At 68.5% G+C, this 21,962-nt stretch carries 19 protein-coding genes; 7 read left to right on the top strand and 12 right to left on the bottom strand.

The genetic code is table 11. The features are described from left to right. Positions 1-15 precede the first annotated feature (15 nt). Together AB0J95_RS30275 and AB0J95_RS30270 are read left to right on the top strand one after the other, a co-directional pair. Positions 16-2,787 carry an AAA family ATPase gene (locus AB0J95_RS30275; protein WP_364765169.1) on the top strand — a complete coding sequence of 924 codons (2,772 nt, stop codon included), beginning with the start codon at positions 16-18 and terminating at the stop codon, positions 2,785-2,787. A 61-nt stretch (positions 2,788-2,848) separates the two neighbouring features. Next, positions 2,849-3,127, top strand: coding sequence for a hypothetical protein (locus AB0J95_RS30270; RefSeq protein WP_364765166.1), 279 nt, complete (start codon positions 2,849-2,851; stop codon positions 3,125-3,127). A 324-nt stretch (positions 3,128-3,451) separates the two neighbouring features. On the opposite strand, the gene AB0J95_RS30265 is transcribed toward AB0J95_RS30270, so the two are convergent. Continuing rightward, entirely contained in the window at positions 3,452-4,651 is a 1,200-nt protein-coding gene (locus AB0J95_RS30265; RefSeq protein ID WP_364765163.1) for a DUF222 domain-containing protein, read from the bottom strand. A gap of 505 nt (positions 4,652-5,156) precedes the next feature. Further along, positions 5,157-5,687, bottom strand: coding sequence for a TetR/AcrR family transcriptional regulator C-terminal domain-containing protein (locus tag AB0J95_RS30260; RefSeq protein ID WP_364765157.1), 531 nt, complete (start codon positions 5,685-5,687; stop codon positions 5,157-5,159). A gap of 38 nt (positions 5,688-5,725) precedes the next feature. On the opposite strand from AB0J95_RS30260, the gene AB0J95_RS30255 reads away from it, so the two are divergent. After that, entirely contained in the window at positions 5,726-7,054 is a 1,329-nt protein-coding gene (locus AB0J95_RS30255; RefSeq protein WP_364765156.1) for an MFS transporter, read from the top strand. On the opposite strand, the gene AB0J95_RS30250 is transcribed toward AB0J95_RS30255, so the two are convergent. The 8 genes from AB0J95_RS30250 to AB0J95_RS30215 form a co-directional block, all read right to left on the bottom strand. Continuing rightward, on the bottom strand, positions 7,001-7,837 hold the full coding sequence (locus AB0J95_RS30250; protein WP_364765155.1) for a CoA ester lyase: 837 nt from the start codon (positions 7,835-7,837) through the stop codon (positions 7,001-7,003). The two genes, AB0J95_RS30255 and AB0J95_RS30250, sit on opposite strands and share 54 nt — an antisense overlap. 3 nt (positions 7,838-7,840) lie before the next feature. After that, positions 7,841-8,902, bottom strand: coding sequence for a CoA ester lyase (locus AB0J95_RS30245; protein WP_364765154.1), 1,062 nt, complete (start codon positions 8,900-8,902; stop codon positions 7,841-7,843). A 79-nt stretch (positions 8,903-8,981) separates the two neighbouring features. After that, the gene (locus tag AB0J95_RS30240; RefSeq protein ID WP_364765153.1) at positions 8,982-9,830 is read right to left on the bottom strand and encodes an isoaspartyl peptidase/L-asparaginase; all 849 of its coding nucleotides are present in this window, start codon (positions 9,828-9,830) and stop codon (positions 8,982-8,984) included. Next, positions 9,827-11,659: a cellulase family glycosylhydrolase gene (locus AB0J95_RS30235; protein ID WP_364765150.1), complete on the bottom strand. Its 1,833-nt coding sequence runs from the start codon at positions 11,657-11,659 to the stop codon at positions 9,827-9,829. Before AB0J95_RS30235 ends, AB0J95_RS30240 begins: the two co-directional genes overlap by 4 nt. A 54-nt stretch (positions 11,660-11,713) precedes the next feature. Then, positions 11,714-12,277 (bottom strand): ATP/GTP-binding protein, encoded by a 564-nt coding sequence (locus AB0J95_RS30230; RefSeq protein WP_364765147.1) that lies wholly within the window; start codon positions 12,275-12,277, stop codon positions 11,714-11,716. Positions 12,278-12,302: 25 nt separating this feature from the next. Further along, positions 12,303-12,800 carry a DUF742 domain-containing protein gene (locus tag AB0J95_RS30225; RefSeq protein WP_364765144.1) on the bottom strand — a complete coding sequence of 166 codons (498 nt, stop codon included), beginning with the start codon at positions 12,798-12,800 and terminating at the stop codon, positions 12,303-12,305. A gap of 4 nt (positions 12,801-12,804) precedes the next feature. Further along, positions 12,805-13,242 (bottom strand): roadblock/LC7 domain-containing protein, encoded by a 438-nt coding sequence (locus AB0J95_RS30220; RefSeq protein ID WP_364765141.1) that lies wholly within the window; start codon positions 13,240-13,242, stop codon positions 12,805-12,807. Further along, positions 13,239-15,992 carry a nitrate- and nitrite sensing domain-containing protein gene (locus AB0J95_RS30215; protein WP_364765138.1) on the bottom strand — a complete coding sequence of 918 codons (2,754 nt, stop codon included), beginning with the start codon at positions 15,990-15,992 and terminating at the stop codon, positions 13,239-13,241. Before AB0J95_RS30215 ends, AB0J95_RS30220 begins: the two co-directional genes overlap by 4 nt. Positions 15,993-16,367: 375 nt before the next feature. Between AB0J95_RS30215 and AB0J95_RS30210 the strand changes: the two genes are divergently transcribed. Together AB0J95_RS30210 and AB0J95_RS30205 are read left to right on the top strand one after the other, a co-directional pair. Further along, positions 16,368-16,736, top strand: a complete 369-nt coding sequence (locus AB0J95_RS30210; RefSeq protein WP_364765135.1) for a DUF485 domain-containing protein — start codon at positions 16,368-16,370, stop codon at positions 16,734-16,736. After that, positions 16,733-18,304 carry a cation acetate symporter gene (locus tag AB0J95_RS30205; RefSeq protein ID WP_364765132.1) on the top strand — a complete coding sequence of 524 codons (1,572 nt, stop codon included), beginning with the start codon at positions 16,733-16,735 and terminating at the stop codon, positions 18,302-18,304. The genes AB0J95_RS30210 and AB0J95_RS30205 overlap by 4 nt, the downstream gene beginning before the upstream one ends. Here AB0J95_RS30205 and AB0J95_RS30200 read toward each other — a convergent pair. Continuing rightward, positions 18,301-19,656: an aminotransferase class V-fold PLP-dependent enzyme gene (locus AB0J95_RS30200; protein ID WP_364765495.1), complete on the bottom strand. Its 1,356-nt coding sequence runs from the start codon at positions 19,654-19,656 to the stop codon at positions 18,301-18,303. The two genes, AB0J95_RS30205 and AB0J95_RS30200, sit on opposite strands and share 4 nt — an antisense overlap. Then, positions 19,656-20,924, bottom strand: coding sequence for an MFS transporter (locus AB0J95_RS30195; RefSeq protein WP_364765129.1), 1,269 nt, complete (start codon positions 20,922-20,924; stop codon positions 19,656-19,658). Before AB0J95_RS30195 ends, AB0J95_RS30200 begins: the two co-directional genes overlap by 1 nt. A gap of 102 nt (positions 20,925-21,026) precedes the next feature. Here AB0J95_RS30195 and AB0J95_RS30190 point away from each other — a divergent pair, with 102 nt between their 5' ends. Then, complete coding sequence (locus AB0J95_RS30190; RefSeq protein WP_364765126.1) at positions 21,027-21,506, top strand: NAD(P)H-dependent oxidoreductase; 480 nt, start codon at positions 21,027-21,029, stop codon at positions 21,504-21,506. Then, the gene (locus AB0J95_RS30185) at positions 21,503-21,961 is read left to right on the top strand and encodes a flavin reductase family protein (RefSeq protein WP_364765123.1); all 459 of its coding nucleotides are present in this window, start codon (positions 21,503-21,505) and stop codon (positions 21,959-21,961) included. Before AB0J95_RS30190 ends, AB0J95_RS30185 begins: the two co-directional genes overlap by 4 nt. Position 21,962: the final 1 nt, after the last annotated feature.

Genomic DNA, 21,962 nt, shown 5'->3' with positions numbered 1-21,962 from the left:
TGGTGCAATGGGCGGGTGCGCCCGCTGCCCTTCGTCGGCCGCGACGCGGTGCTCGGCGAGATCGGCGCCGCGCTGGCCGCGCCGCGCGGCGGCCTGGTCCTGCTGACCGGCCCGGCCGGCGCGGGCAAGACGCGGATCGCGGCCGAGGTCGCCGGCCAGGCCGACGGGTACCGGGTCGTGTGGTCCTGGTGTCACCCGGCTGGGAGTGTGCTCGAGCCCTGGGCGCGGATCCTTCGGGACCTCGACGCGTCGTTGAGTACCGCGGGGCAGGCGACCGACCCTGACAGCGCGCGGCGGCAGCTGACCGGCGATATCGCGTCCGTGCTGCGGGCGAACGCACCGTTGTTGATCGTTCTGGACGATGTGCACGACGCTGATGCTTCGTCGTTGCGGCTGCTCACCGAGCTGGTGGCGACCGCGCGGACCTCGAAGATCGTGTTCCTGGCGACCGCGCGGGACGACGACCTCGCCTGGCAGGACCGGGTGGCGGCGCGGGCGACGCTGCATGGGCAGGCGACGTCGCTGCCGGTCGGGCCGCTGAGCCGGACGGACATCGGCGCCCTGGTCGAGTCGGCCACCGGGCGGCGTCCGCTGGATGACGAGGTGTCCTCGATCTTCGCCCGGACCGGCGGTGAGGCGTTCTACGTCACCGAACTCATCCGCTACGACCAGGACCTGCCCAGTTCAGTGCGGACCGCGGTGGCCGCGCGGCTGTCGGCTTTGTCGCCCAAGACCGCGCAAGCCCTGACCACGGCGGCGGTTCTGGGTGTCCGGTTTGGACTGGATGTGCTCGCCGAAGTGCTCACTGTGGACATCCGTGAGCTGCGTGCGATGCTGGCTGACGCGGCCTCGGCGGGGTTGCTGGCGCGGATCGAACCTGGGGTGGCGAGTTTTCCGCACCAGTTGCTCCGGGACGCGGCCTACGAGAGCATGCCGCCGGACGTGCGCGCGAGTGTCCACATGCGAGCGGCGGAAGTGCTTGCCCGGCAGGAGGAACGCAACGCTCAGGTTGCCCATCACCTGCTGTTGGCCGGGCCGGAGCACACCCAAGCGGCCGCCGAGTACGCGTGGCAGGCAGGAGACGACGCCGCTCGGTTGCTCGCGTACGACGACGCCGTGACTTGGTATACGCGTGCGGCGGAGACGATCACCGCGCCGGAGTTGTTGGTAGCACTGGGAACCGCGCGGCTCGGCACCGGTGACCGGGACGGGGCGCGGGAGGATTTCCTGCGCGCGGCAACGGTGGCGGACGACCGGCCGGATCTGCTGGCGCGTGCGGCGCTGGGGTTGGGGAGTTTCGAGGTCGACCTGCTTGACCGGGCGCAGGTCGACTTGCTGGAACGGGCTCGGGCCCAGCTGGCCGAGGGTGAGCTCAAGGCCATGGTCACCGCTCGGCTTTCCATTGCCACGTCGTTGATCGAGCCTGAGGAGCGGCGGATCGCCCTGGCCGAGGAGGCTGTGCGGATCGCGCGGGACTGCGACTCGCCGTCGGCGATCGGGCAGGCGTTGGCGGCGATGTGCGACGCGCGGCCGGGTCCTGACTTCTGCGCGGATCGGTTGGCGTGGTCGTCGGAGATCATCGCGGTGGCGCGGGAGATCCGGGATCCTGGGCTGGAGTTGCTGGGGCGGCGGTTGCGGGTCGTGGCGTTGCTGGAGACCGGTGGGCAGGCGGATGCCGAGATGCTCGCGTTCGAGACCACCGCGAAGCCGTTGGGGCAGCCGCAGTACGAGTGGTTCGTGCCGTTGTGGCGGGGAATGCGCGCGCTGGCCGAGAAACGGTACGACGACTGCCGTACTTTCCTTGCGCAGACCGAGGAACTGGGACGCCAGGCGGGGAGCCACAACGCGGCGATACTGGCCGGCACGCAGCGCTGGTATCTGCTGACTGAGCTGGGGGATCTGGACGCCGTGGATGTCCTGATCGAGGAGTTCGGGCTGGAGCAGGTCGGCGGTGTCTGGCCTCGGGTGACCATGGCGTTGATCGCGGCCAGGGCGGGTCGGGTGGAGGAGGCACGCGCTCGACTGTCCACTGTGGCGCCTTTGCTGGCTGCCGCGCCGCGCGACTCCGAGTGGCTGTCGATGCTCGCGCAGGTCGCCGATCTGGTCGCTCTGACCGGGCCGCATCCGGTGGCCGCGCAGGTGCGGGAGTGGCTGGAGCCGTACGCGGATCTTCAGGTGGTGGAGGGAATCGGCGCCGTGATGCGCGGGCCGGTGCGTGATTTCCTTGCGTTGCTGGGTGCTCCGGTGGCTTCCGGCAATGTGTTCCGGCGGGATGGGGATGTGTGGGTGGTCGGCTTCGGTGGTTCGACCGTCCGGTTGACCGCCAGCAAGGGCCTGCAGGACCTCGCTCGGTTGCTGTCGCAGCCTGGTCGGGAGATCGCCGCTGCGGATCTCGCCGGTTCGGTGGTGTCTTCGGGGTCGACTGGTGAGGTGCTCGACGCCACTGCTCGGGCCGCGTACAAGCAGCGGCTGGTGGATCTCGCAGCGGCGGCTGAGGAGGCCGATTCCGCTGGGGATGTGGAGCGGTCGGCGCGGATCGCCGCTGAGCGGGATGCTCTTGTTACGTCGTTGAGCTCGGCTTATGGGTTGGGTGGGCGGGTGCGGCGGTCGGGTTCTTCCGCTGAGCGGGCCCGGTCGGCGGTGACTGCTCGGATCCGGGCGACGATTGACCGGATCGGGAAGGTTCATCCGGCGCTGGGGCGGCATTTGGCGAGCTCCGTGCGGACGGGCACGTTCTGTGTGTACGACCCGGAGACACCGCAGACCTGGGATCTCACGCCGCCCTGAATCTCACACTGTGAGGGCGGATCTCACGCCTTTGGGGTAAACACCCAGAGAGGACGTTGAGATGTATCTGACTGCCTACCACTTCGCCGGCGATCCCCAGCGCATTCTGGCCGGGTACGAGACCATGATGAAGGACTTCCCTGTGGAGTCGCTGCAGTTGCACCTTTCCGTGGTGACCTTCCACGGGTTGAGCGTCTTCGACGGCTGTCCGTCCTACGACGAGGCCGTCGAGTTCGCGCAGAGTGACGGTTTCTTGAAGGCCATCGCGGACGCCGGGCTGCCTTCTCCTCGGGTTGAGCATCTCGGGGAGGTTCACAGCAGTATCCCTCGTGTGGGGTAGGTGCTGCGAAAAGATGTCCTCGCCGGACGGCAGGCCGCCAAGAGGGGCAAGGGATCAGGATCCTTCGGATCCTTTGGGGTGGGCTGCTTTGCGCGTTCTCTCCCTCCCGTATGGCCTGCCAAGAGGGAGGGAGAGAACGCGAAGGGCACCCCTGTGGCGCGGGCACGCGCAAGGGTATGGGCATGCGCAAGAGGCGCGGACCGGCAGGCAGGGCAGGACTGGGCAGGGAAGTGCGGAGGCGCGGGGCCCGCCAGGGCAGGGGCGTGCGGAGGTGCGGAGGCGCGGCCGGGGTGGATGGTGCGCCGACGATCGTGGTGTGTCCTGTTATGCCGCGGTGGGGAGGGGTCTTCGGAGGGAGTTGGTTCTGGGGCGGCGTTGGGGGTCGATGTAGGTGGGGGGTGTGAATTGTGGGCGTCTGTTGACCATTGTGACGGCCCAGTCGCTGTTGTGGATGAGGCGGTGGTGGTGTTTGCAGAGGAGTACGAGGTTGTCGAGGCGGGTGTCGCCTTGGTCCGCCCAATGCTGGATGTGGTGGGCATCGCAGACGCTCGCGGGTTTGCAGCACCCGGGGAAGGCGCAGCCCTTGTCCCGCAACACAAGTCCCCGCCGGATGTGCGCCGGGGTGGTGTAGGCGGGTACTGCTACGTCCAGGGGTTCGGAGCGGCTGCCGAGGACTGCGGGGAACATGTGGCAGTCACACGCGATCCGCCGTGCCTCCCGCGCGGTCGTGTAGATGTCATCGCCGACCAGGATGCGGTCGTCGAGGCCCTTCTTGAGGTCCTCGAAGGCGATGGTGAACGCGACCTCGGTGCGCAGCCCGTTCCCCATCGGCATGTCCGGACAGTTCGCGGCGCGCTTGAGGATGCGCTCGGCGAAGGCGTCGCCCAGACGTTCGCTGAACGTGCGGGTGTCCTCCGTGTCGCCGAGGCGGGGCCGTTCGCACTCGTTGATCATCACCCGGAGCGGTCCAGCGTTCTCGGCGGCGACAACGGCGGACAGCTCAAGGCTGCCATCACGGCGGTCGCGGTACTTGAAGACCTGGGTCTGGCGCGCGGGTTCGGGATCGGGTGGCGGCGGCCCATCCGGATCGACCATGGTGCGCACCCGCGCACCAAACCGAGCCAACGCATTGGGATCGTCCTCAGCAGCCTGCTCCAGCATGACCGACTCGGCCAGCACCCGCTTCTCCGGCTCGAGATCCGGCAGGTCCTTCAAGGTCTTGCGGATGACATCCACAGCTTCGGAACTGATATCGCCAGCGGCGAACGCAGCGGAGGTCTGCGGCAACAACGCTTCGGTGACCGAACCGGTAGGCGTGACACCCGGAAACAGATCCGAAGCCTGCGCAACCAGATGCTTCGCCTCCCGCGGAGAGATCCGCAACACATGCACCAGCAACGCAACCGTATTGGAGTACCCCAGATTCGTCCCGGTCCCACGATTGTCCATGTGCGACACAACTTCCACCAGCCGCGCATACAACCGCCAAACCTCCCCCGCGATCCCCTGAGCGAGCGACACCATCTCGGTATCACCAACCCGCCAAAGATCACCACGAAGTTCCACACCCCCATACTACCGCCGAAAGGAACGAAAAGCATTGCCGCACAAGCATTTCACCCACTTCAGCGACCCACCCCAGCTCACCGCCCCGCAACACGCACAACCAAACAGTCATCCAGGACTTCGCCCCGCAACGCGCAACCCACTTCAGCGCTTCGGCGCGCCAGCGCACACGTGATCTTCGTGCCCTCGCCCTCCGGTATGGCCTGGCGCTTGCGCAACCGCATCTGTCAAGTGGGGCCAAAAAGAACTCGCCGCTCCGCCAACGCAACGCAACCGCCCACGCAAGCCATACGGACCGGCACAACGCTGGAAGCCAGGCCCCACTTGACAGATGTGGTTCCCTCCGGGCAGGCCATACCGGAGGGCGAGGGCACGGCCCCTCATCCCCTCTGGGTGGCGCTGCCCGTCCGGCGAGGACAACCCCACCTAGAGGCAACGCATAGCCGAGAAGCCACGACGAGAGTCACGCGCGGGCCAAGCGAGCACGCATCCCATCAAGGATCAGCTCAATCCCCATCCCCACCCGATCCTCAACAGGAAAAGCCGTAACCCCAGCCTGTTCCTCCAAAGTGGCGCCCAGAACATAGTCAGTCAACACACCAAGCCCATGCAGGCCGTCCTCCTGCGAGAACCCCGCCGCCCGCAACATCGCGACAATGGCCTCAACCGCCTCCCACCCACCCTCAGCAGGCCGAGCGGCGGCGTGCAACAACGCCCCATCCCGATGAGCGAGCATCAGCGCACGCATGTTGCGGGCCATCCACGAAAGCCATTCGTCCCAGGACGCCGAGGTCGGCGGCGGTAGGGCCTCCCCAGCCATCATCTGCGCGGCCATCTCGTCGATGAGGTCCTGCTTGTTCTTGAAATGCCAGTACAGGGTCGGAGCCTGAACACCTAGCTTTGCCGCGAGTTTGCGCAGGGACAGGCCATCCAGCCCGACCTCGTCCAGCAAGTCGAGGGCGACGCGGACCGCTTCGTCTCGTTCGAGGGGCACGGTTGACACTCTAACACTGTTAGAGGCAGGATGGCGACATGGTCTCTAACAGTGTTAGAGTGGTCCTGCTCGCTTTGATGATCTCGGTGTTGCTCGCCGCGACGGACATGATGGTCGTGAACGTGGCGATGTACTCGATCATCAGGGACCTGGATCCGCTCAACGGTCTCCGCGACAGCCAGTGGGTGCTGACCGTCTACATGCTCACGCTCGGAGTCACCGGGCCGGTCTACGGCAAGCTCGCCGACATCGCGAGCAGCCGCAAGGTGATGTTGTTCGCGCTCGCGTTGTTCCTGCTGGGCAGCCTGTTGTGCGGACTCGCGCGAAGCATGACCGGGCTCATCATCTTCCGTGGCGTACAGGGGCTTGGCGCGGGTGGGTTGATGAACACCGCCACGGTCATCGCCGCGCAGGTCTCGCCACCGGAGAACCGTGCGAAATACGCGGGGTATATCGGCGGCCTGGCGTTGCTGGGTCTGGTTGTGGGCCCCATGATCGGCGGGTTGTTCACCGACGGCGTCAACTGGCGCTGGGCGTTCCTGATCAACCTCCCCTTAGGACTGATCGCCCTGGCACTGCTAGCCAAGAGCCTGCCCAAGCAGATCGTCCCCAAAGGACTCAAAGTCGACTACGGCGGCGCAGCGCTCATCATTGCCGGCATCGGATGCCTCCTGATGTTCCTGCAGTGGAACCACATCTGGCTCGCAGCACTAGCAGCAGCGGCCATCGCGGCTTTCTTCTGGTGGGAACGCAGGACGAAGGAACCCATCCTGCCGCCGAACCTCCTGAAACTACGGGTGTTCCAGACCGCGAGCGCGATCTCTCTGGTGGCGGGGTTCGCGATGCTGGGCATGTCCTTCCACATCGCGCTCTACTTCCGGATCACCAAGAAGCTCGGCGCCACCGACACCGCCCTGCACATGATGCCAATGATCTTCGGCATGCTGGCCGGCCTCCTGGTCACGGGCAATCTTGTCGCCCGCTTCAACCGCTACCGCATCTTCCCGGTGATCGGCGCCGCGATCGCCGCCGCGGCCGTGGCGATGTGCGCGACCCTCCAGCCGGGCACGCCAATCCTGTTGACGTTCCTCTACGTCACCGCGTTCGGACTGGGGATCGGCCAGCTCATGCAGGTTCCGGTCGCGGCCGTGCAGAACACCGTGGGAGAGAACGAACTCGGTACGGCATCCAGCTTGGTCGTGTTCGTCCGCCTGCTCGGCCAGTCCATCGGTCCAGCCGTGTTCGGTGCGGTCAACGCGCCGTTCACCCTGAGCGCCATCGCGTTGGCGCTCGCGTGTGGGATCTCCCTGTTGCTACCTGAGCGAATCGGCCACCGCGAGAATGCGCCGGGCGTTGTCCACGTGTAGGTTCTCGATCATCCGGCCGTCCACAGTGACCACTCCGCGGCCGTCCCGCTGAGCCTCCTCGAAGGCCTCGATGATCCGCCGGGACCGGGCGATCTCGTCCTCGGACGGCGCGAACACCCGGTTGCACGGCTCGATCTGCGACGGGTGGATCAGCGTCTTGCCGTCGAAGCCGAACTGCTTGCCCTGCAAGCACTCCGCCTCAAACCCGGCCATGTCGCGCACGTCGTTGTAGACGCCGTCGACGATGTCCTTGCCCGCGGCCCGCGCGGCCAACAGGCACAGCGATAGCCCGGTCAGCAGCGGCGCGCGCCCCGGAACGTGGTCCGCCCGCAGCTCGTTGGCCAGGTCGTTGGTACCCATGACCAGCACCGACAGCCGTTCGCTGGCTGCAGCGATGTCGTAGGCGCGCAACATCGCGATCGGCGTCTCCACCATCACCCAGATCGATGTGCGGTCGGGCGCGTCCTCCAGGGCGCGCTCAATCGCGTGCACCTCGGCTGCGGAGTTGACCTTGGGCACGAGCACGGCGTCCGGCCCGGCCTCGGCGGCGGCCCGCAGGTCGTCCTCGTGCCACTGGGTACCGAACCCGTTCACCCGGATCGCGACTTCCCTTGTGCCGTAAGACCCCACGGCCTCGCACACACGCTTGCGAGCGTCCACTTTGGCGTCCGGCGCGACCGCGTCCTCCAGGTCGAGGATCAACGCGTCCGCGGGCAACGAGCGCGCCTTCTCCAACGCGCGCTCGTTCGCGCCCGGCATGTACAGAACCGAACGTCGTGCCATCGCTTAGTCCTTCTCAGCCAGGGCGTACGCCTCGGCCAGCTCGGGGTCCCGGGCGGCCAGCTGGTCGGCGAGCTCGGCGACCACCCGGCACTGCTTCACGGTAGCGTCATCCTGCATCTTGCCGTCGATCATCACGGTTCCGGTGCCGTCGCCCATCTCCCGGATCACCCGGCGCGCCCACGCCACGTCCTGCGGCGACGGCGAGAACACCTTCTTGGCGATCTTGATCTGCGCCGGGTGCAGGCTCCACGCACCCACACAGCCCAGCAGGAACGCGTTGCGGAACTGGTCCTCGCAGCCCACGGTGTCCCGGATGTCGCCGAACGGCCCGTAGTACGGCAGGATCCCGTTGGCGGCGCAGGCATCCACCATCCGCGCGACCGTGTAGTGCCACAGATCCTGTTGGTAGGTCTGCCTTCCCACGGTGATGTCCGCACCGGTCGGGTCGCTGCGCACGAGGTAGCCAGGGTGACCGCCGCCGACCCGCGTGGTCTTCATCCGCCGGCTCGCGGCGAGGTCCGCCGGGCCGAGCGACATCCCTTGCATGCGAGGGGAAGCGGCCGCGATCTCCTCCACATTGGCCACCCCGGTCGCCGTCTCCAGGATGGCGTGCACCAGGATCGGCCGCTCCAGCCCAGCCTTGGCCTCCAGCTGGGCCAGCAGCCGGTCGACGTAGTGGATGTCCTGCGCGCCCTCGACCTTCGGCACGATCACCACGTCGAGCTTGTGCCCGATCTCCGGTACCAGGGTCAGCAGGTCGTCCAGCGCCCACGGCGAGTCCAGGCTGTTCATCCTGGTCCACAGCTGGGTGTCGCCGAACTCGGTGCTCTTGCCGATCCGCACCAGCCCGGCCCGCGCGGCCTCCTTGCGGTCCGCTGGGACGGCGTCCTCCAGGTTGCCCACCAGCACGTCCACCTGCGGCACCAGGTCGGGCACCTTGGCGGCCATCTTCGGGTTGCCCGGGTCGAAGAAGTGCAGCGCACGCGAAGGGCGGAACGGGATCTCCCGCACCGGCTGCGGCGCGCCCAGCGCCAACGGCCGGAAGAAGTCCTTCGGCGAACGCATCCCTGACCTCCTCAGCTCGAGTTACCAGAGGGTAACGCGGCCGGTACCGCCCTGCAGGCGAGACAGGTCACACCGCGATTCACCCAAAGAAGCCGATGGTGCCGTCCGCGGTCAGGTAGCCGTGGAACATGCCGGGCGTGGAATAGGGCCTCGCCAGGGTTCCTTCTCGATCAAGAGCGATCAGGCCGCCGGTCCCGCCCAGCGCCTTGAGCCGGGTGAACACGACCTCGGCAGCGGCCTCGGTCACGTCCATCCCGGCGAACTCCATCAGCGCCGCGACCGTGCCCGCCGCCATCCCACGCAGGAACACCTCGCCGTCACCGGTCGCGCTCACGGCCACCACGGAGTTGGCGTACGTCCCGGCGCCGATGACGGCGGAGTCGCCGACCCGGCCGGTGAGCTTGTTGGTCATCCCGCCGGTTGAGGTCGCCGCGGCCAGCGCGCCCGAAGTGTCCCGCGCGACGGCGCCGACCGTGCCCTTGACCTCCATCAACTGCTGGTAGCGGTGCTTGGTCGAGAAGTAGTCGGGCGTGACGGTGACAAGACCTGCGCTCAGTGCGAAGTCGTCCGCGCCCAGCCCGGCCAGCAGAACGTGCGGTGTGGACTCCATCACCAAGCGTGCGGCCGCGATCGGGTTGCGGACACTTCGGACAGCGGCGACCGCCCCCGCGGCCTGGTCGGAGCCACGCATGATGGACGCGTCCAGCTCGTGGCCCTCGTCCGCGGTGAACACGGACCCCTTGCCGGCGTTGAACAACTCGTTGTCCTCCAGCGCCAGCACGGCCGCTTCCACCGCGTCCACACAGTTGTCCAAAGCGCGCTGACCTGCCCGCAGGGCCTCCTCGATCCCTGCTCGGTAAGCGTCTTCCAGATCCGCTGGTGCCTTCTTGCCCGCACCGCCGTGTACCGCGAGGATGACGTCCTTCATGCCCTACAGAGTAAGGCGTCCGGAGTCCTGCGTGAGCCGAACCGGCCGGTGTACGCCACTCCGGCGACGTACTCGCCCTGGGCGCACTGTCCTTTGTAGTTGCCGTAGGCGAAATCGCCGCCCGGGTTGCCGGAGGGCCGGTTGTCGCCGCGGTCGAACCACACCGTCCGCCCGTTGCGCCCCAACGAAGTCGTCTTCCCGCACAAGGCGGCGTCCAACGCCGCGCCCTTCACGGCGTAGCCAACGAGGAAGCTGTTGGCCGGGCACTGCAACTTCGTGTATCCGGACGCCCAGTCGGTATCCACATAGGACTCATCGCGGACGACGACATAGCCGTTGACGGGCTCGGAACTGGTGCACAGGCCACGGTTGCCGGTGTGGCTGAGCCCGGCCAGACGCTCACCGTCGGGGCAGACTCCCTTACGAGCGCCGGAATCCCAGTCACCCAACGCACGAACGTTCCGGGACTGCTGGAAGTCCGCGTGGTCCAGGTTCAGCATGTTCCAGCGCTCGACCGAAGGGACCTGCCCGGTCCGGCTGGGGGCGTTGATCAACCGGGTCCAGGCCGGTTCCCGCCAGTCATCCCCGTCGTACACGCCCATCCGGTTCCCCGCGGAATCCCAGTGCAGCAACGCCCAGCCATTCCCGGTCCGGTTCTCGTGGAACCCGACGAGGGGCCAGAAAGCGAAGTCGGTGTCCGTCTGGATGAGATAGTCGACGAACCGGTTGAACCAGTCGCGGGACTTCGGGTCGGTGTTCTCCCGGCCGGCCACGCCGAACTCGCTGATCCACAGTGGCGCCTGGAAGTGCCCGCTCTCGGCGGCGACGTAGAAAGCCTGACGGTACATGACGTCCCGCATCTCCTGCGGCGACAGGTCCTGGTAGCGCGGGTCGTGCGTCTCGCCCATGCCGGTGGCGCCCGAGTGGTTCGGACCGGTGTAGCCGTAGAAATGGGCAGAGTAAACAAGTTTCCCGGAGTCGATCAACGTGTGCGAGAGGTTGCGCACCGGCTCCAGGGTCGGGCGGCCATGCGGGAACCCGTCGACCGGGATGCCGGTCCAGTTGATGCCCTCGACGATGATCAGCAGGTCCGGGTTGGCCTCCAGCTGGATCCGGTCGGCCACCAGCTGCGACGCCAGCTGCCAGTCGTGGTCGTCGCCCCAGCCCCAGTTCGGGTCGTCCCAGACGTTGCGGCGCACCTCGTTGTACAGGTCCGCGCCGACAACCCGTTTGTTCGCACGGTACCGGCGGGCCATGAACAACCAGTCGTCCTGCCACTGCTGCACGGACTGGCTGGTGTTCCAGCGCTCGTTGCCGTCGACGCCACAACACCAGCGCGAGGTGTTGGTGTGGTTGTTGAGGATCACCGCGATGCCGCGCGCGGTCAGCCGGTCCACCACGGCGTCGTACACCTGCAGCGGCGTTTTCCCGCTGAGCTGAGGGTTTCGCGCGAGCTGCACCGGCTGCGTGTCGTGGATCATCTGGTTGGAGAACGGCAGCCGGACGCTGTTGACGCCCAGCTCGGCGAAGCCGTCGATGATCGACTCGATCGGCGCGCGGTCCAGGCCCAGCGGGACCTGGTCGGCCTTCTCCCCGGCGTGGTGGTTCGCCGGGTCGTCGACGTCGCCGGACCCGTTCCACGTCCCGCTGGCGCCGTGCCAGTTGCCGGACTTGAGCTTGAACCGGTCGCCGTTCGCGTCGACGATGTAGCGGCCGCGCGTGCTCAACGGCCCGGCCCAGCTCACCGGCGCGGATGCCAGAGCGGCGGCCGGCACAGTGACGATTCCCGCCCCCAGCACCATTGCCAGGAGAACGTGAGGAAGCCTCATGTCCCGGCAGGGTAGGGCCAACGCCCGCTGAGCGATAGTGCCGATAGGTGGGAACTAGTGGGCGGCGACGCCGTTGACGGCGATCCAGCGCTCAACGGAGTACTCCACCAGCGTGATGAGCGTCTGTTTGGTCGACTCGCGGTCGCGGGCGTCGCAGCGGACGATCGGCACCTGGGGGTCGACGGCGAGGGCTTCGCGCACGTCGTCGACCTTGTGGTGCAGTTCGCCGTCGAAGCAGTTCAGGCCGATGATGTAGGGCAGGCCGCGCTCCTCGAAGAAGTCCACCGGGGAGAACGAGTCGGCCAGCCGCCGGGTGTCGGCCAGCACGACCGCGCCGATCGCACCCCGCACCAGGTCGTCCCACATGAACCAGAACCGTTGCTGCCCAGGGGTTCCGAACAGGTACAGGATCAGGTCGGTGTCCAGCGACACGCGGCCGAAGTCCATCGCGACGGTGGTGGTGGTCTTGCCCGTGGAGGAGTCGAGGTCGTCCACGCCGACGCTCGCCTCGGTCATCACCGCCTCGGTCGTCAACGGCATGATCTCCGAGACCGAGCCGACGAAGGTGGTCTTGCCGGCCCCGAACCCGCCGGCTACCACGATCTTCACGGACGTCATCGTCGGGATCACTGTTTGCGCGGGGCTAAAGCCGGCGGAGTCCACCCAAAACCCTTTCCATCAGCGCGAGATGCGACGATCCGCCGGACAGGCCGGTCGTCCGGTGGACGATGACCAGTCCGGTGGCGACCATGTCCCCGAGCACGATCTTGGCCACTTGCAACGGGATGTCCAGCTCCGCCGAGATCTCCGCGACCGAGCGCGGGGCACGGCAGAGCCGGGCGATCGAACGGTGCTCGACCTGGGCGAGGCCCTCTTCGTCCAGGCCGGGGGTGGTGGAGATCATCGCCTCCACCCGGATCTCCGCGCCTGCCCTGGTGCGCCCGCCGGTCCAGGCGTACGGCCGGACCATCGCGGGATCGTCGTCGGGCATCTCCACCAGCACCGGCACCGGCTGTTCGGCCGGGCGCGGCGAGGGGGCCGGCGTCTGCGACCCGGCGGTCTCGTCCTTGCGGCCGAAGGTCAGTCCATTGAGGACATCGGCGAAGGTCGGGCCCGGCGGGGCGTCCTCGTGAATCGTCATCGGCTCACACCGCGGCCCCGGTCATTCCCCGCGCGCCCTGCAGCGCCGCACGCAGCTCGGGGGTGAGCATCTGGCCGACCCGGTCGACCAGCATGGTCATCTCGTAGGCGATCTGGCCGATGTCGCAGCTGGGCGCGGCCAGCACGGCCAGCGAGGACCCGTCGCTGATCGACATCAGCAGCAGGATCCCGCGCTCCATCTCCACCACGGTCTCCTTCACCGGCCCGGCCTCGAAGCACCGGGACGCCCCGTGGGTCAGGCTGACCAGGCCGGACGTCACCGCGGCGAGCTGGTCGGCGCGGTCCATCGGCAGCCGCGCGGACGCGGTGAGCAGCAGCCCGTCGGCCGACACCACGACCGTGTGCGCCACCCCGGCGACCCGCTCGGCGAAGTCGTTGACCAACCAGCCGAACTGGTGCGGCTGGGACTGGGGCGAGCTCATCGAGTCTCCTGTCCGTTCTCCCGGCCGGCGAGGCTGCGCCGGCCATTGCTCAGTCCACGCTGGAGCTCGTCCAGCCGGCCCCGAACCTCCTGTGCCCCTCGCTCACCCCGCACCAGGCCCTCGCCGAACCCGGGCGGCGAGGCGATGCTCCCCGGTACGAGCTTCTCCCGGGGGACGCGCTGCGGCAAGCCCGCCGGTGTGACACCTTCAGGGGATTTGGCCGCCAGCTCGGCGGCCTGAAAGCCGTTGTCCGCAGCGGTGACCGGCGGTTGCTCGCCGCGTGCCCTGGACAGCCCGCGCTGCAGGCCGCCCAGCCGCGAGCGCAGCTCCTCGGCCTCGCGGATGCCCCTGCCCTCGGTGGTCTGCGTGGCCGGCTGCTCGCCGGAAATGCTGCCAGGAACCAGTTTCTCGCGCGGAACGCGTTGCGGCAGCCCGGCCGCGGTGACCCCGGCTGGCGTGTCCGCGACCACCTGCGCGGCCTCGAAACCCTTGTCCGCCTCGAACTTCCACGTCTCGGTGGGCGCGGACCCGACGTCATCGGGCTTGTCCGCGGTGAACCAGGCGGAGATCATCTCGTCGAAGATCGGCGTGGTCTCGTGGATCCCGCGCTCGGCGGACGGGGACGAGGGCGGCGGCGGTGTCACCGGTTCCCACCAGCCGGTGGCGGTCTCCTCGGACGCGTTCGTCGTGGCGAACAGGTCGCCGCGGACGACCGGCTGCGGCACGGACTGTTCCACCGTCGTCGCCGGGGCGGCGCCGGAGGACAGCGCCTGCACGATGTCCGAAGTGGACAGGTGGTGGCCGTTGACGCGCTTGGGCCGGTGGTCCGGCTCGCCCTCGGCGAGCAGCTCGGCCGGGACCGTCATGGTGGCGCGGATACCGGCGATGTCCTTGCCGCCGTGCAGTTCCACCCGCACGCCGTGCCGGCCGGCCAGGCGGCCGACCACGAACAGGCCCATCCGGCGGGAGGCCGACGCGTCCAGCTGACCGCCCTCGGCCAGACGCGCGTTCGCCTCGAGGATCTCCTCGTCGCGCATGCCGATCCCGCTGTCCAGCACGTCGATCGCGACCGTGCCGTCGTCGGCCAGCCGGCTGGAGATGGTGACCCTGGTCTCCGGCGCGGAGAACGCGGTCGCGTTGTCCAGCAGCTCGGCGGTGAGCCGGACGAGGTCACGGGCCGCGTAGCCGACCACGGTCAGCGAGGGCGGCGGCTGCACGGTGACCCGTTGGTACTGCTCGATTTCCGACACCGCGGCGCGCAGCAGGTCGGCGAGCTGGACCGGCGGCCCGGCCCGGCGGGCGAGCTCGTTGCCGGACGAGAGCACCATCAGGTTCTCGTTGTTGCGCCGCATCCGGGTGGCCAGGTGGTCCAGCTGGAACAACGTGGCCAGCTGGTCGGGGTCCTCCTCGTCGCGCTCCAGCCGGTCGAGCAGGTGCAGCTGGCGCTGCACGAGCCCCTGGCTGCGGCGGGACAGGTTCACGAACACGTCGCCATAGCTGGCCCGCAGGTGCGCCTGCTCGGCGGCGAGCCGCAAAGCCTGGTCCTGCACGGCATCGAACGCGCGCGCCACCTGGCCGAGCTCGTCGTGGGTGTGCACCGGCACGGGCGCGACCTCAGGCGGCAGCAACACCCCCGAGCGCAGACCCGCCACGGCGTCGGGAAGTTTGTGGTCGGCGACCTCGAGTGCGCTGCGCCGCAACACGCGCAGCGTGCTGACCAGCTGACGGCCGACGAGCACCATCACGGCCGCGGCCAGGAGCATGGCCGCGAACAGGATCACCGACACCACGCCGGCCGCGTCGCTCGCCTGGTTGCGCAGGCGGTCGGACTCGGCCTGCATCTCCCGGCCGAGCGCACCGGCCACAGTGGACACCGCGGCGGTGGTCAGCGCGGAGCTGGTCTGCCAGTCGCTGAGGTTGATCGCGGGGGTGGCCGGGCGGGTGTCCGGCTGCTCCAGCACCTGGTTGAGCAGCTTGGCGCGGGACTCGACGCCCGCACCGGTCACCGTGCTGTTGAACAGGTCCAGCTGCCGCGGGCTCGCCGAGGCGCGGAAGTCGGTCAGCCGCGCGTCCAGCCGGGACAGCGAGGACCGCAGGTTGCTCAGGTCGCTGACGGTCAGCTGGCCGCGGGTCAGCCCGGCCGAGATCACCGCCTGCTGCAGGAAGATCTCCTCGTTCGCCAGCTGCAGGTCGTGCAGGGCGCCCGCGGTGCCGGTCAGCGCCGGGTCGGAGATCTCCGCGGCCAGCGCCTGGTCCAGGCCCAGCAGCACGGAGACCAGCTCGGTGTACCGGGTCAGCACCGCGCGGCCGTCCAGCTCGCCGCCGGTGACCTGCCCGCGCAGCCGCAGCAGCTGCGCGGGCAGCTCGCTCACGTCCGCGGCCCGCGCGGAGGTGGCCGGGACGGAGAAGGTGACCGGCGCGGAGGCCCGGCTCATCGCCGCCCAGGCGATGTCGGTGACCTGGTACTCCTGCCTGAGCTCGGCGCCCGGGTCGTCGCTGCCCGAGGTGAGCAGGCGCGCCGACTCGGCGCGTTCCGCCTGCAGGCCGCCGATCGTCCGGCGGACCTGGTCGGACAGCGCCACCAGCCGGTCCACCCGGCGGTAGGACTCGGCCCTGGCCACCTCGCCGCCGATCTGCGCCACGCCGAGCGCGACCGCGAACACCAGCGGGACCAACGTGACGGCGGCGAGCTTCGTGCGCAGGCGCCAGTCCCGCCACCGGAGCAAGCGTGCCCGTCTAGTGGTGATCACCGTTAACACTCCCAATGCGCGCACTCGCGTAGTGCAGGGGCGAATTATTCTGCGCCGTAGGTTCTCGGGGAGCCCCGACTGTACATCAGAAAAATGATCTCTCAATGGTCCGTTCAGGGAGTTCCTCGATTTCACTACCGAGAGCACGTCCGTGCGACGGCTTTATGCCCCGATCGGGTTGTTCTCACCGCGAGGTCGGGCCGGTTTCGCTCCCCGGGACATATACGGAGCGCGACACGAAGATTCACTCGGAAGTGTGACGATCGCCCCTAAGGTACCGGCGACCAGGCGCCGATGTAGTGGTCAGGCCGCTGGACAATCGCCTGCGCGTGGCTAGTATGGCGCCCGGCCGATACACGTACCGGGAAGGTACATATGACGCACTGGTCCGGCCGAACACCCTCGGCCAGCTTTGTGAGAATCAGCGAAACGAGCAATAAACACCATCAAGAAGGGCCCGACTTCGTCCGGATACAGCAGAGCCGGGAATTCGCCGAACTGCGGTCCAGAGTCCGGAGGTTCGTGTTCCCGGTCAGCCTGCTCTTCTTCCTCTGGTACCTGGGGTACGTCGTGCTCGCCGCGTATGCGACCGACTTCATGAGCAGGCGGGTGTTCGGCTCGGTCAACGTCGGCCTGCTGCTGGGCGTCTCGCAGTTCGTCACCACCCTGCTGATCACCCTGTGGTACCGGCGGTTCGCCCGCAGGCGGATCGACCCGCAGGTCGCCGCGGTGAAGTCGGTATGAGCGACATCGGCAGCCCGGTCCTCAACATGGCGGTGTTCGGGGCGTTCGTGCTGGTCACCCTGGTGATCGTGGCGCGGGTCAACCGGACCAAGGGCAACACCGCCGACTACTTCACCGCCGGGTCGGCGTTCGGCGGCGGCCGCAACGGCCTCGCGCTGTCCGGCGACTTCCTGTCGGCCGCCTCGTTCCTCGGCATCGCGGGGGCGATCGCCATCCACGGCTACGACGGCTTCCTCTACTCGATCGGCTTCCTGGTGGCCTGGCTGGTCAACCTGCTGCTGATCGCCGAGCTGGTGCGCAACACCGGCCGGTTCACCATGGGCGACGTGCTCAGCTACCGGATGCGCGCGCGGCCGGTGCGCGCCGCGGCCGCGACATCCACGCTGGTCATCTCGTTGTTCTACATGCTGGCCCAGATGGCAGGCGCGGGCGGTGTGGTCGCCCTGCTGCTGGGCGTGCACACCCGCGGCGGGCAGGCGATCGTGATCACCGTCGTCGGCGTGGTGATGATGCTGTACGTGCTGGTCGGCGGCATGCGCGGGACGACGTGGGTGCAGATCATCAAGGCCTCGATCCTGGTGCTGTGCGTGGCGCTGATGACCGTGTTCCTGCTGGGGAAGTTCGGCTTCGACATCTCCGCGCTGCTCGACCAGGCCGCCGCCAACAACGCCCGCGGCACCAAGGTGCTCGACCCGGGCGGGATGTTCGGCCAGAGCGGCACGTCCAAACTGGACTTCGTGTCCCTGGCGCTGGCCCTGGTCCTGGGCGCGGCCGGCCTGCCGCACGTGCTGATGCGGTTCTACACCGTGCCCAACGCGGTGCAGGCGCGCCGGTCGGTGATCTGGGCGGTCGCCACCATGGCGGTGTTCTACCTGGCCACGCTGGTGATCGGGTACGGCGCCTCGGCGCTGGTCGGGTCCGACCGGATCCTGGCCGCGACCGGCCGGGAGAACTCGGCGGCCCCGCTGCTGGCGTTCGAGATCGGCGGAACCCTGTTGCTGGGCATCGTCTCCGCGGTGGCGTTCGCCACGATCCTCGCCGTGGTCGCGGGTCTGACGCTGACGGCGTCGGCCTCTTTCGCGCATGACGTGTACGCCAACATCTTCAAGCGCGGCCAGGCCAACCCGGTGGCCGAGGTCCGGGTGGCCCGGCTGACCGCGGTGTTCGTCGGTGGGCTGGCCATCGTCGGCGGCATCATGGCCAACGGGCAGAACGTCGCCTTCCTTGTCGGGCTGGCGTTCGCGTTCGCGGCCTCGGCGAACCTGTCCACATTGCTCTACTCGTTGTTCTGGCGACGGTTCAACACCAGGGGAACGCTGTGGGGCATGTACGGCGGGCTGATGTCCTGCCTGGTGCTGGTGTTCCTGTCGCCGGTGGTCTCGGGCAGCACGACGTCGATCTTCCCTGGCGTGGACTTCGCGGTCTTCCCGTTGAGCAACCCGGGGATCATCTCCATCCCGGTGTCGTTCGTCCTCGGCTTCCTGGGCACGATCCTCAGCCGGGACAAGGGTGACGAGGCCAAGCAGGCCGAGATGGAGGTCCGTTCCCTGACCGGGATCGGCGCCTAGCCGTACATCCGGCCCAGGAACTCGATCAGGAGCCGCTCCCGCAGGGCCGCGGGGGCGGCTTCCAGCAAGGCGTTCACCGCGGCCATGCCCCGGCTCAGGTCCACTGTGGCCAGCAGGGTGTCGAACTGGGCCGCGGTGAGAGTTCCCGGGTCTAGGCCGTCGAGCAGGGCGAGGTCGACCTCGACCGGCGTGGACTCCGTCAGGGAGTCCTTGAGGTCAGTGAGGAACTGCTGTTCGTTGCCCCGGTTGGCGGCGGTGATGGTGAGGTGCAGGTTCGTCGGCGAGTTCTGGAAGGCGAACTGCGGCTGGACGTACCAGCCCCGGATGCGCATCTGGTCGGCGACCGCGAAGAGGTCCTTGTCCGATGAGGACAGTGCCAGCAGGGTCGAGATCGGGTCGCCGAGAATCTTCAGGCCCAGATCCTCGATGCCGGCACGGAGTTCCCGGACGGCGGCGAGGGTTTTCTCAGCCAGGGCAAGGTAACCCTCGTCGCCGACATGCTTCAGGACGGCCCAGGCGGCCGCGATCGGACCACCGGAACGAGTGGACTGCATGGTGGAGTTGAGCATCGTGTAGCCCGGCCAGGCCGCGCTCGCGAAGTACTGGGACCGGCGGAGATCCGCATTCCGGTGCAGCAGGACTGACGTGCCTTTGGGACAGTAGGCGTACTTGTGCAGGTCGACCGAGATGCTCGTGACGCCAGGGACGGTGAAGTCGAACGGCGGCACGTCGACGCCGAGCCGCTTGAAGTATGGCAGGACCCAGCCGCCGATGCAGGCGTCCACGTGGCAGCGGACACCGCGTTCCATTGCGGCAGCGGCGATCTCGGCGACCGGATCGACCACGCCATGCGCGTACGAAGGCGCGGAGGCCACGACAAGCACTGTGTCGTCGTCGATCGCGGCCCGGATGGCCTCAGCGTCCGCCCGGAAGTCCGGGCCGACCGGAATCGCGATGATCCGAATCTTGAAGTAGTGCGCGGCCTTGTGGAACGCGGCGTGTGCGGTCACCGGGAGCACAATGGACGGACGCTCGACGTCCGGCCGGGCCTCGCGGGCGGCCAGCACGGCGAGCATGCAGGACTCGGTCCCGCCCGAGGTGACCTGCCCGGCGCCGCCGTTCAGCAGCGTCGCGGCGGTCGCGACGACCTCGTTCTCCATCTGCAGCAGGCTTGGAAACGCCGTCGGGTCAAGGCCGTTCGTCGACGACGCGAGCGCATGTGCCGCCGCACCAAGCTCATCCAGCGAGGCCAGACCGCTGTCGTAGACGTACGCCATGGTCCGGCCGCCGTGAGTCGGCAGGTCGGCCGAGCGCAGGGCGCGCAGCTGAGCGAGAACGTCCTCGGCGGGGATCACGCGCTGACCTCGACCTTCTTGGTGAGCAACGGCAACGACACCAGCGCGATCGCCGCGGGCACCACCGAGAAGCCGAGCAATGCCGCCACCACAGCGCTTTCCGGCTGCGCCGCGGACCCGTCCGTGCTGGACACGTACCCGCCGATCGACAGGATCAGCCCGTACACGCCCGGTCCCAGCGCCAGCCCGAGGGTCTCCCCCGCGGTCCAGACCCCGGAGAACAGGCCCGCGCGCCGGGCGCCGGTGCGCTGCTCCTCCGCGGTGATCACGTCTGGCAGCATCGCCATCGGGAACACCTGCATCCCCGAGTAGCCAATCCCGGCGATCCCGCCGAACACCACCGACACCGAGATCGGCACCACCCGCGCGAGCACGCACAACGTCATCCCGGTCGCGAAGATCAGCGTGGCCACCACGAAGCTCACCCGTTTGCCGTACCTGGCCGCGAACCGTTGCCACAGCGGCATCACGACCAGCGCGGGGCCGACGAAGGCCACGAACAGCAACGTGTTCAGCCCCGGATCGCGCAGCACGACCCGGGAGGCGTAGTCCACGCCGGCCAGCACGGTCCCGATGCCGATCGCCTGGATGACGAACACCGCCAGCAGCCGGCGAAACGGCCTGGAGTCCCGCACCGCGGCCAGCAGAACCCGCCAGCCCGCACCATGATCGGCCTCCGTGGTGAACGTGACCCCGCGGGTGCCCAGGTACACGCCGAACGTCCCGGCCACGATCAGCGCGCCGAACACGATGCCCATCACCTGGTAGCCGCCGGTGGCGTTGCGGATGGCCGGCGCGCCCGCCCCGGAGATCAGGATCGCCAGCGCCAGCACCGCCATCCGCCAGGTCATCAGCCGGGTGCGCTGGTGGTAGTCGGTGGTGATCTCGGCCATCATCGCCACGTAGGGCACCTGGAACAGCGCGTAAGCCGTGGCGCACAACAGGAAGGTGATCTCCACCCAGGTGCCGCCGCCACCCGGCCAGGCGAAGATCAGCGCGAACAGCAGGCCGACCCCGATCCCGCCGCGCAGCATCAGCGGGCGGCGCGGGCCGATCCGGTCGCTGATCCGCCCGGCGACCGGGTTGAACAGCACGTCCCATGCCTTCGGCAGCAGCACCAGCAGGCCCGCGGCGGCCGCGCCGACACCGAGCGAGTCGGTCAGGTACGGCAGCAGGAGCAGCCCCGGCACGGTGCCGAACGCGCCGGTGACCAGCGATCCGACGCTGTATCCGGCGACCCGGTCGCGGGTGATGATCTCGGTCATAGTGGCCGGGAGCCTAACCCGGGCGATCCCGGCCAGGCGGAAATCGTTTCCCACTCGTTGGACAGCGTTGACCCTGGCCGCCCGGGTTTCCATGCTCGGAGCATGACGGTCATCGGAGTACTCGTCGGCAACCCGAAACCGGCGTCCCGCACCCTGCGGGCCGCGCTCGCCATCCGGTCCGCGCTGCCCGGCACGGACGGGCCGGTGATCGACCTGGCGGAGTTCGCCGGGGAGCTGTTCGACCACACCAGCGCACGGGTGGCTCAGGCGGTCGAGGACGTCAAGGGCGTGAACGTCCTCGTGGTTGCCTCGCCGACCTACAAAGCGAGCTACACGGGCCTGCTGAAGGCCTTCCTGGACCGCTTCGGCGCGGGTTCGCTGCGCGGCATCACCGCGGTGCCGCTGCTGGTCGCCGCGAGCGACCGGCACGCGCTGGCCGTCGAGGTGCACCTCAAGCCGGTCCTGGCCGAGCTCGGGCTCAGCGTGCCCGGCCAGGGCCTGTTCCTCAACGAGTCCGTTTTCAACGGTGACGTCGACGCCGAGGCGGCCAAGGTACTGAAGGAAAGTGGGTTCCTGTCATGAGGGACGAGCTTCGCCTTGCCTTGCGGCACCACCCGGCCGCCGTCGCGATTGTCACGGCGCCGGGGCCGGTCGGGCTCACGGTCAGCTCGTTCGGTTCGGTGAGCATGGAACCACCGTTGGTGGGCCTGTGGATCGGCACCGGCGCCTCGGCTTTCACCGCGCTGTCAACGGCTTCACACTTCGCCGTACACCTTTTGCACGCGGACCAGACCGAGCTGGCGGACCTGTTCGCGCGCACCGACGCCGACCGGTTCGGCCCGGCCACCCGCTGGGAGTCCGATGTGGACGGACTACCGAACCTGCTGGACGCCCCGGTACGCCTGCGCTGCCGCACCGCGCAACGGCTGACCGTAGGCGACCACATTGCTCTGATCGGGGCACCGCTGGACATCGACCACCACGCCGAGCCGCAGCCGTTGTTGCGCTTCAAGGGACGCTATACGTCCGTCGCCTAGT

This window comes from Actinocrispum sp. NPDC049592 (genome assembly GCF_040675465.1).
Taxonomy (GTDB): Bacteria; Actinomycetota; Actinomycetes; order Mycobacteriales; family Pseudonocardiaceae; genus Kibdelosporangium.
This window is presented reverse-complemented; position numbering and strand designations above follow the sequence as displayed.

What these genes read in the sequence shown, in the direction of transcription:
- AB0J95_RS30220 (WP_364765141.1), bottom strand. Translation starts at nt 13,242, where the DNA reads ATGAGCTCGCCCCAGTCCCAGCCGCACCAGTTCGGCTGGTTGGTCAAC.
- AB0J95_RS30210 (WP_364765135.1), top strand. Translation starts at nt 16,368, where the DNA reads ATGACGCACTGGTCCGGCCGAACACCCTCGGCCAGCTTTGTGAGAATC.
- AB0J95_RS30245 (WP_364765154.1), bottom strand. Translation starts at nt 8,902, where the DNA reads ATGCGTTCGCCGAAGGACTTCTTCCGGCCGTTGGCGCTGGGCGCGCCG.
- AB0J95_RS30265 (WP_364765163.1), bottom strand. Translation starts at nt 4,651, where the DNA reads ATGGTGTCGCTCGCTCAGGGGATCGCGGGGGAGGTTTGGCGGTTGTAT.
- AB0J95_RS30270 (WP_364765166.1), top strand. Translation starts at nt 2,849, where the DNA reads ATGTATCTGACTGCCTACCACTTCGCCGGCGATCCCCAGCGCATTCTG.
- AB0J95_RS30185 (WP_364765123.1), top strand. Translation starts at nt 21,503, where the DNA reads ATGAGGGACGAGCTTCGCCTTGCCTTGCGGCACCACCCGGCCGCCGTC.
- AB0J95_RS30255 (WP_364765156.1), top strand. Translation starts at nt 5,726, where the DNA reads ATGGTCTCTAACAGTGTTAGAGTGGTCCTGCTCGCTTTGATGATCTCG.
- AB0J95_RS30240 (WP_364765153.1), bottom strand. Translation starts at nt 9,830, where the DNA reads ATGAAGGACGTCATCCTCGCGGTACACGGCGGTGCGGGCAAGAAGGCA.
- AB0J95_RS30235 (WP_364765150.1), bottom strand. Translation starts at nt 11,659, where the DNA reads ATGAGGCTTCCTCACGTTCTCCTGGCAATGGTGCTGGGGGCGGGAATC.
- AB0J95_RS30195 (WP_364765129.1), bottom strand. Translation starts at nt 20,924, where the DNA reads ATGACCGAGATCATCACCCGCGACCGGGTCGCCGGATACAGCGTCGGA.
- AB0J95_RS30225 (WP_364765144.1), bottom strand. Translation starts at nt 12,800, where the DNA reads ATGACGATTCACGAGGACGCCCCGCCGGGCCCGACCTTCGCCGATGTC.
- AB0J95_RS30230 (WP_364765147.1), bottom strand. Translation starts at nt 12,277, where the DNA reads ATGACGTCCGTGAAGATCGTGGTAGCCGGCGGGTTCGGGGCCGGCAAG.
- AB0J95_RS30205 (WP_364765132.1), top strand. Translation starts at nt 16,733, where the DNA reads ATGAGCGACATCGGCAGCCCGGTCCTCAACATGGCGGTGTTCGGGGCG.
- AB0J95_RS30250 (WP_364765155.1), bottom strand. Translation starts at nt 7,837, where the DNA reads ATGGCACGACGTTCGGTTCTGTACATGCCGGGCGCGAACGAGCGCGCG.
- AB0J95_RS30190 (WP_364765126.1), top strand. Translation starts at nt 21,027, where the DNA reads ATGACGGTCATCGGAGTACTCGTCGGCAACCCGAAACCGGCGTCCCGC.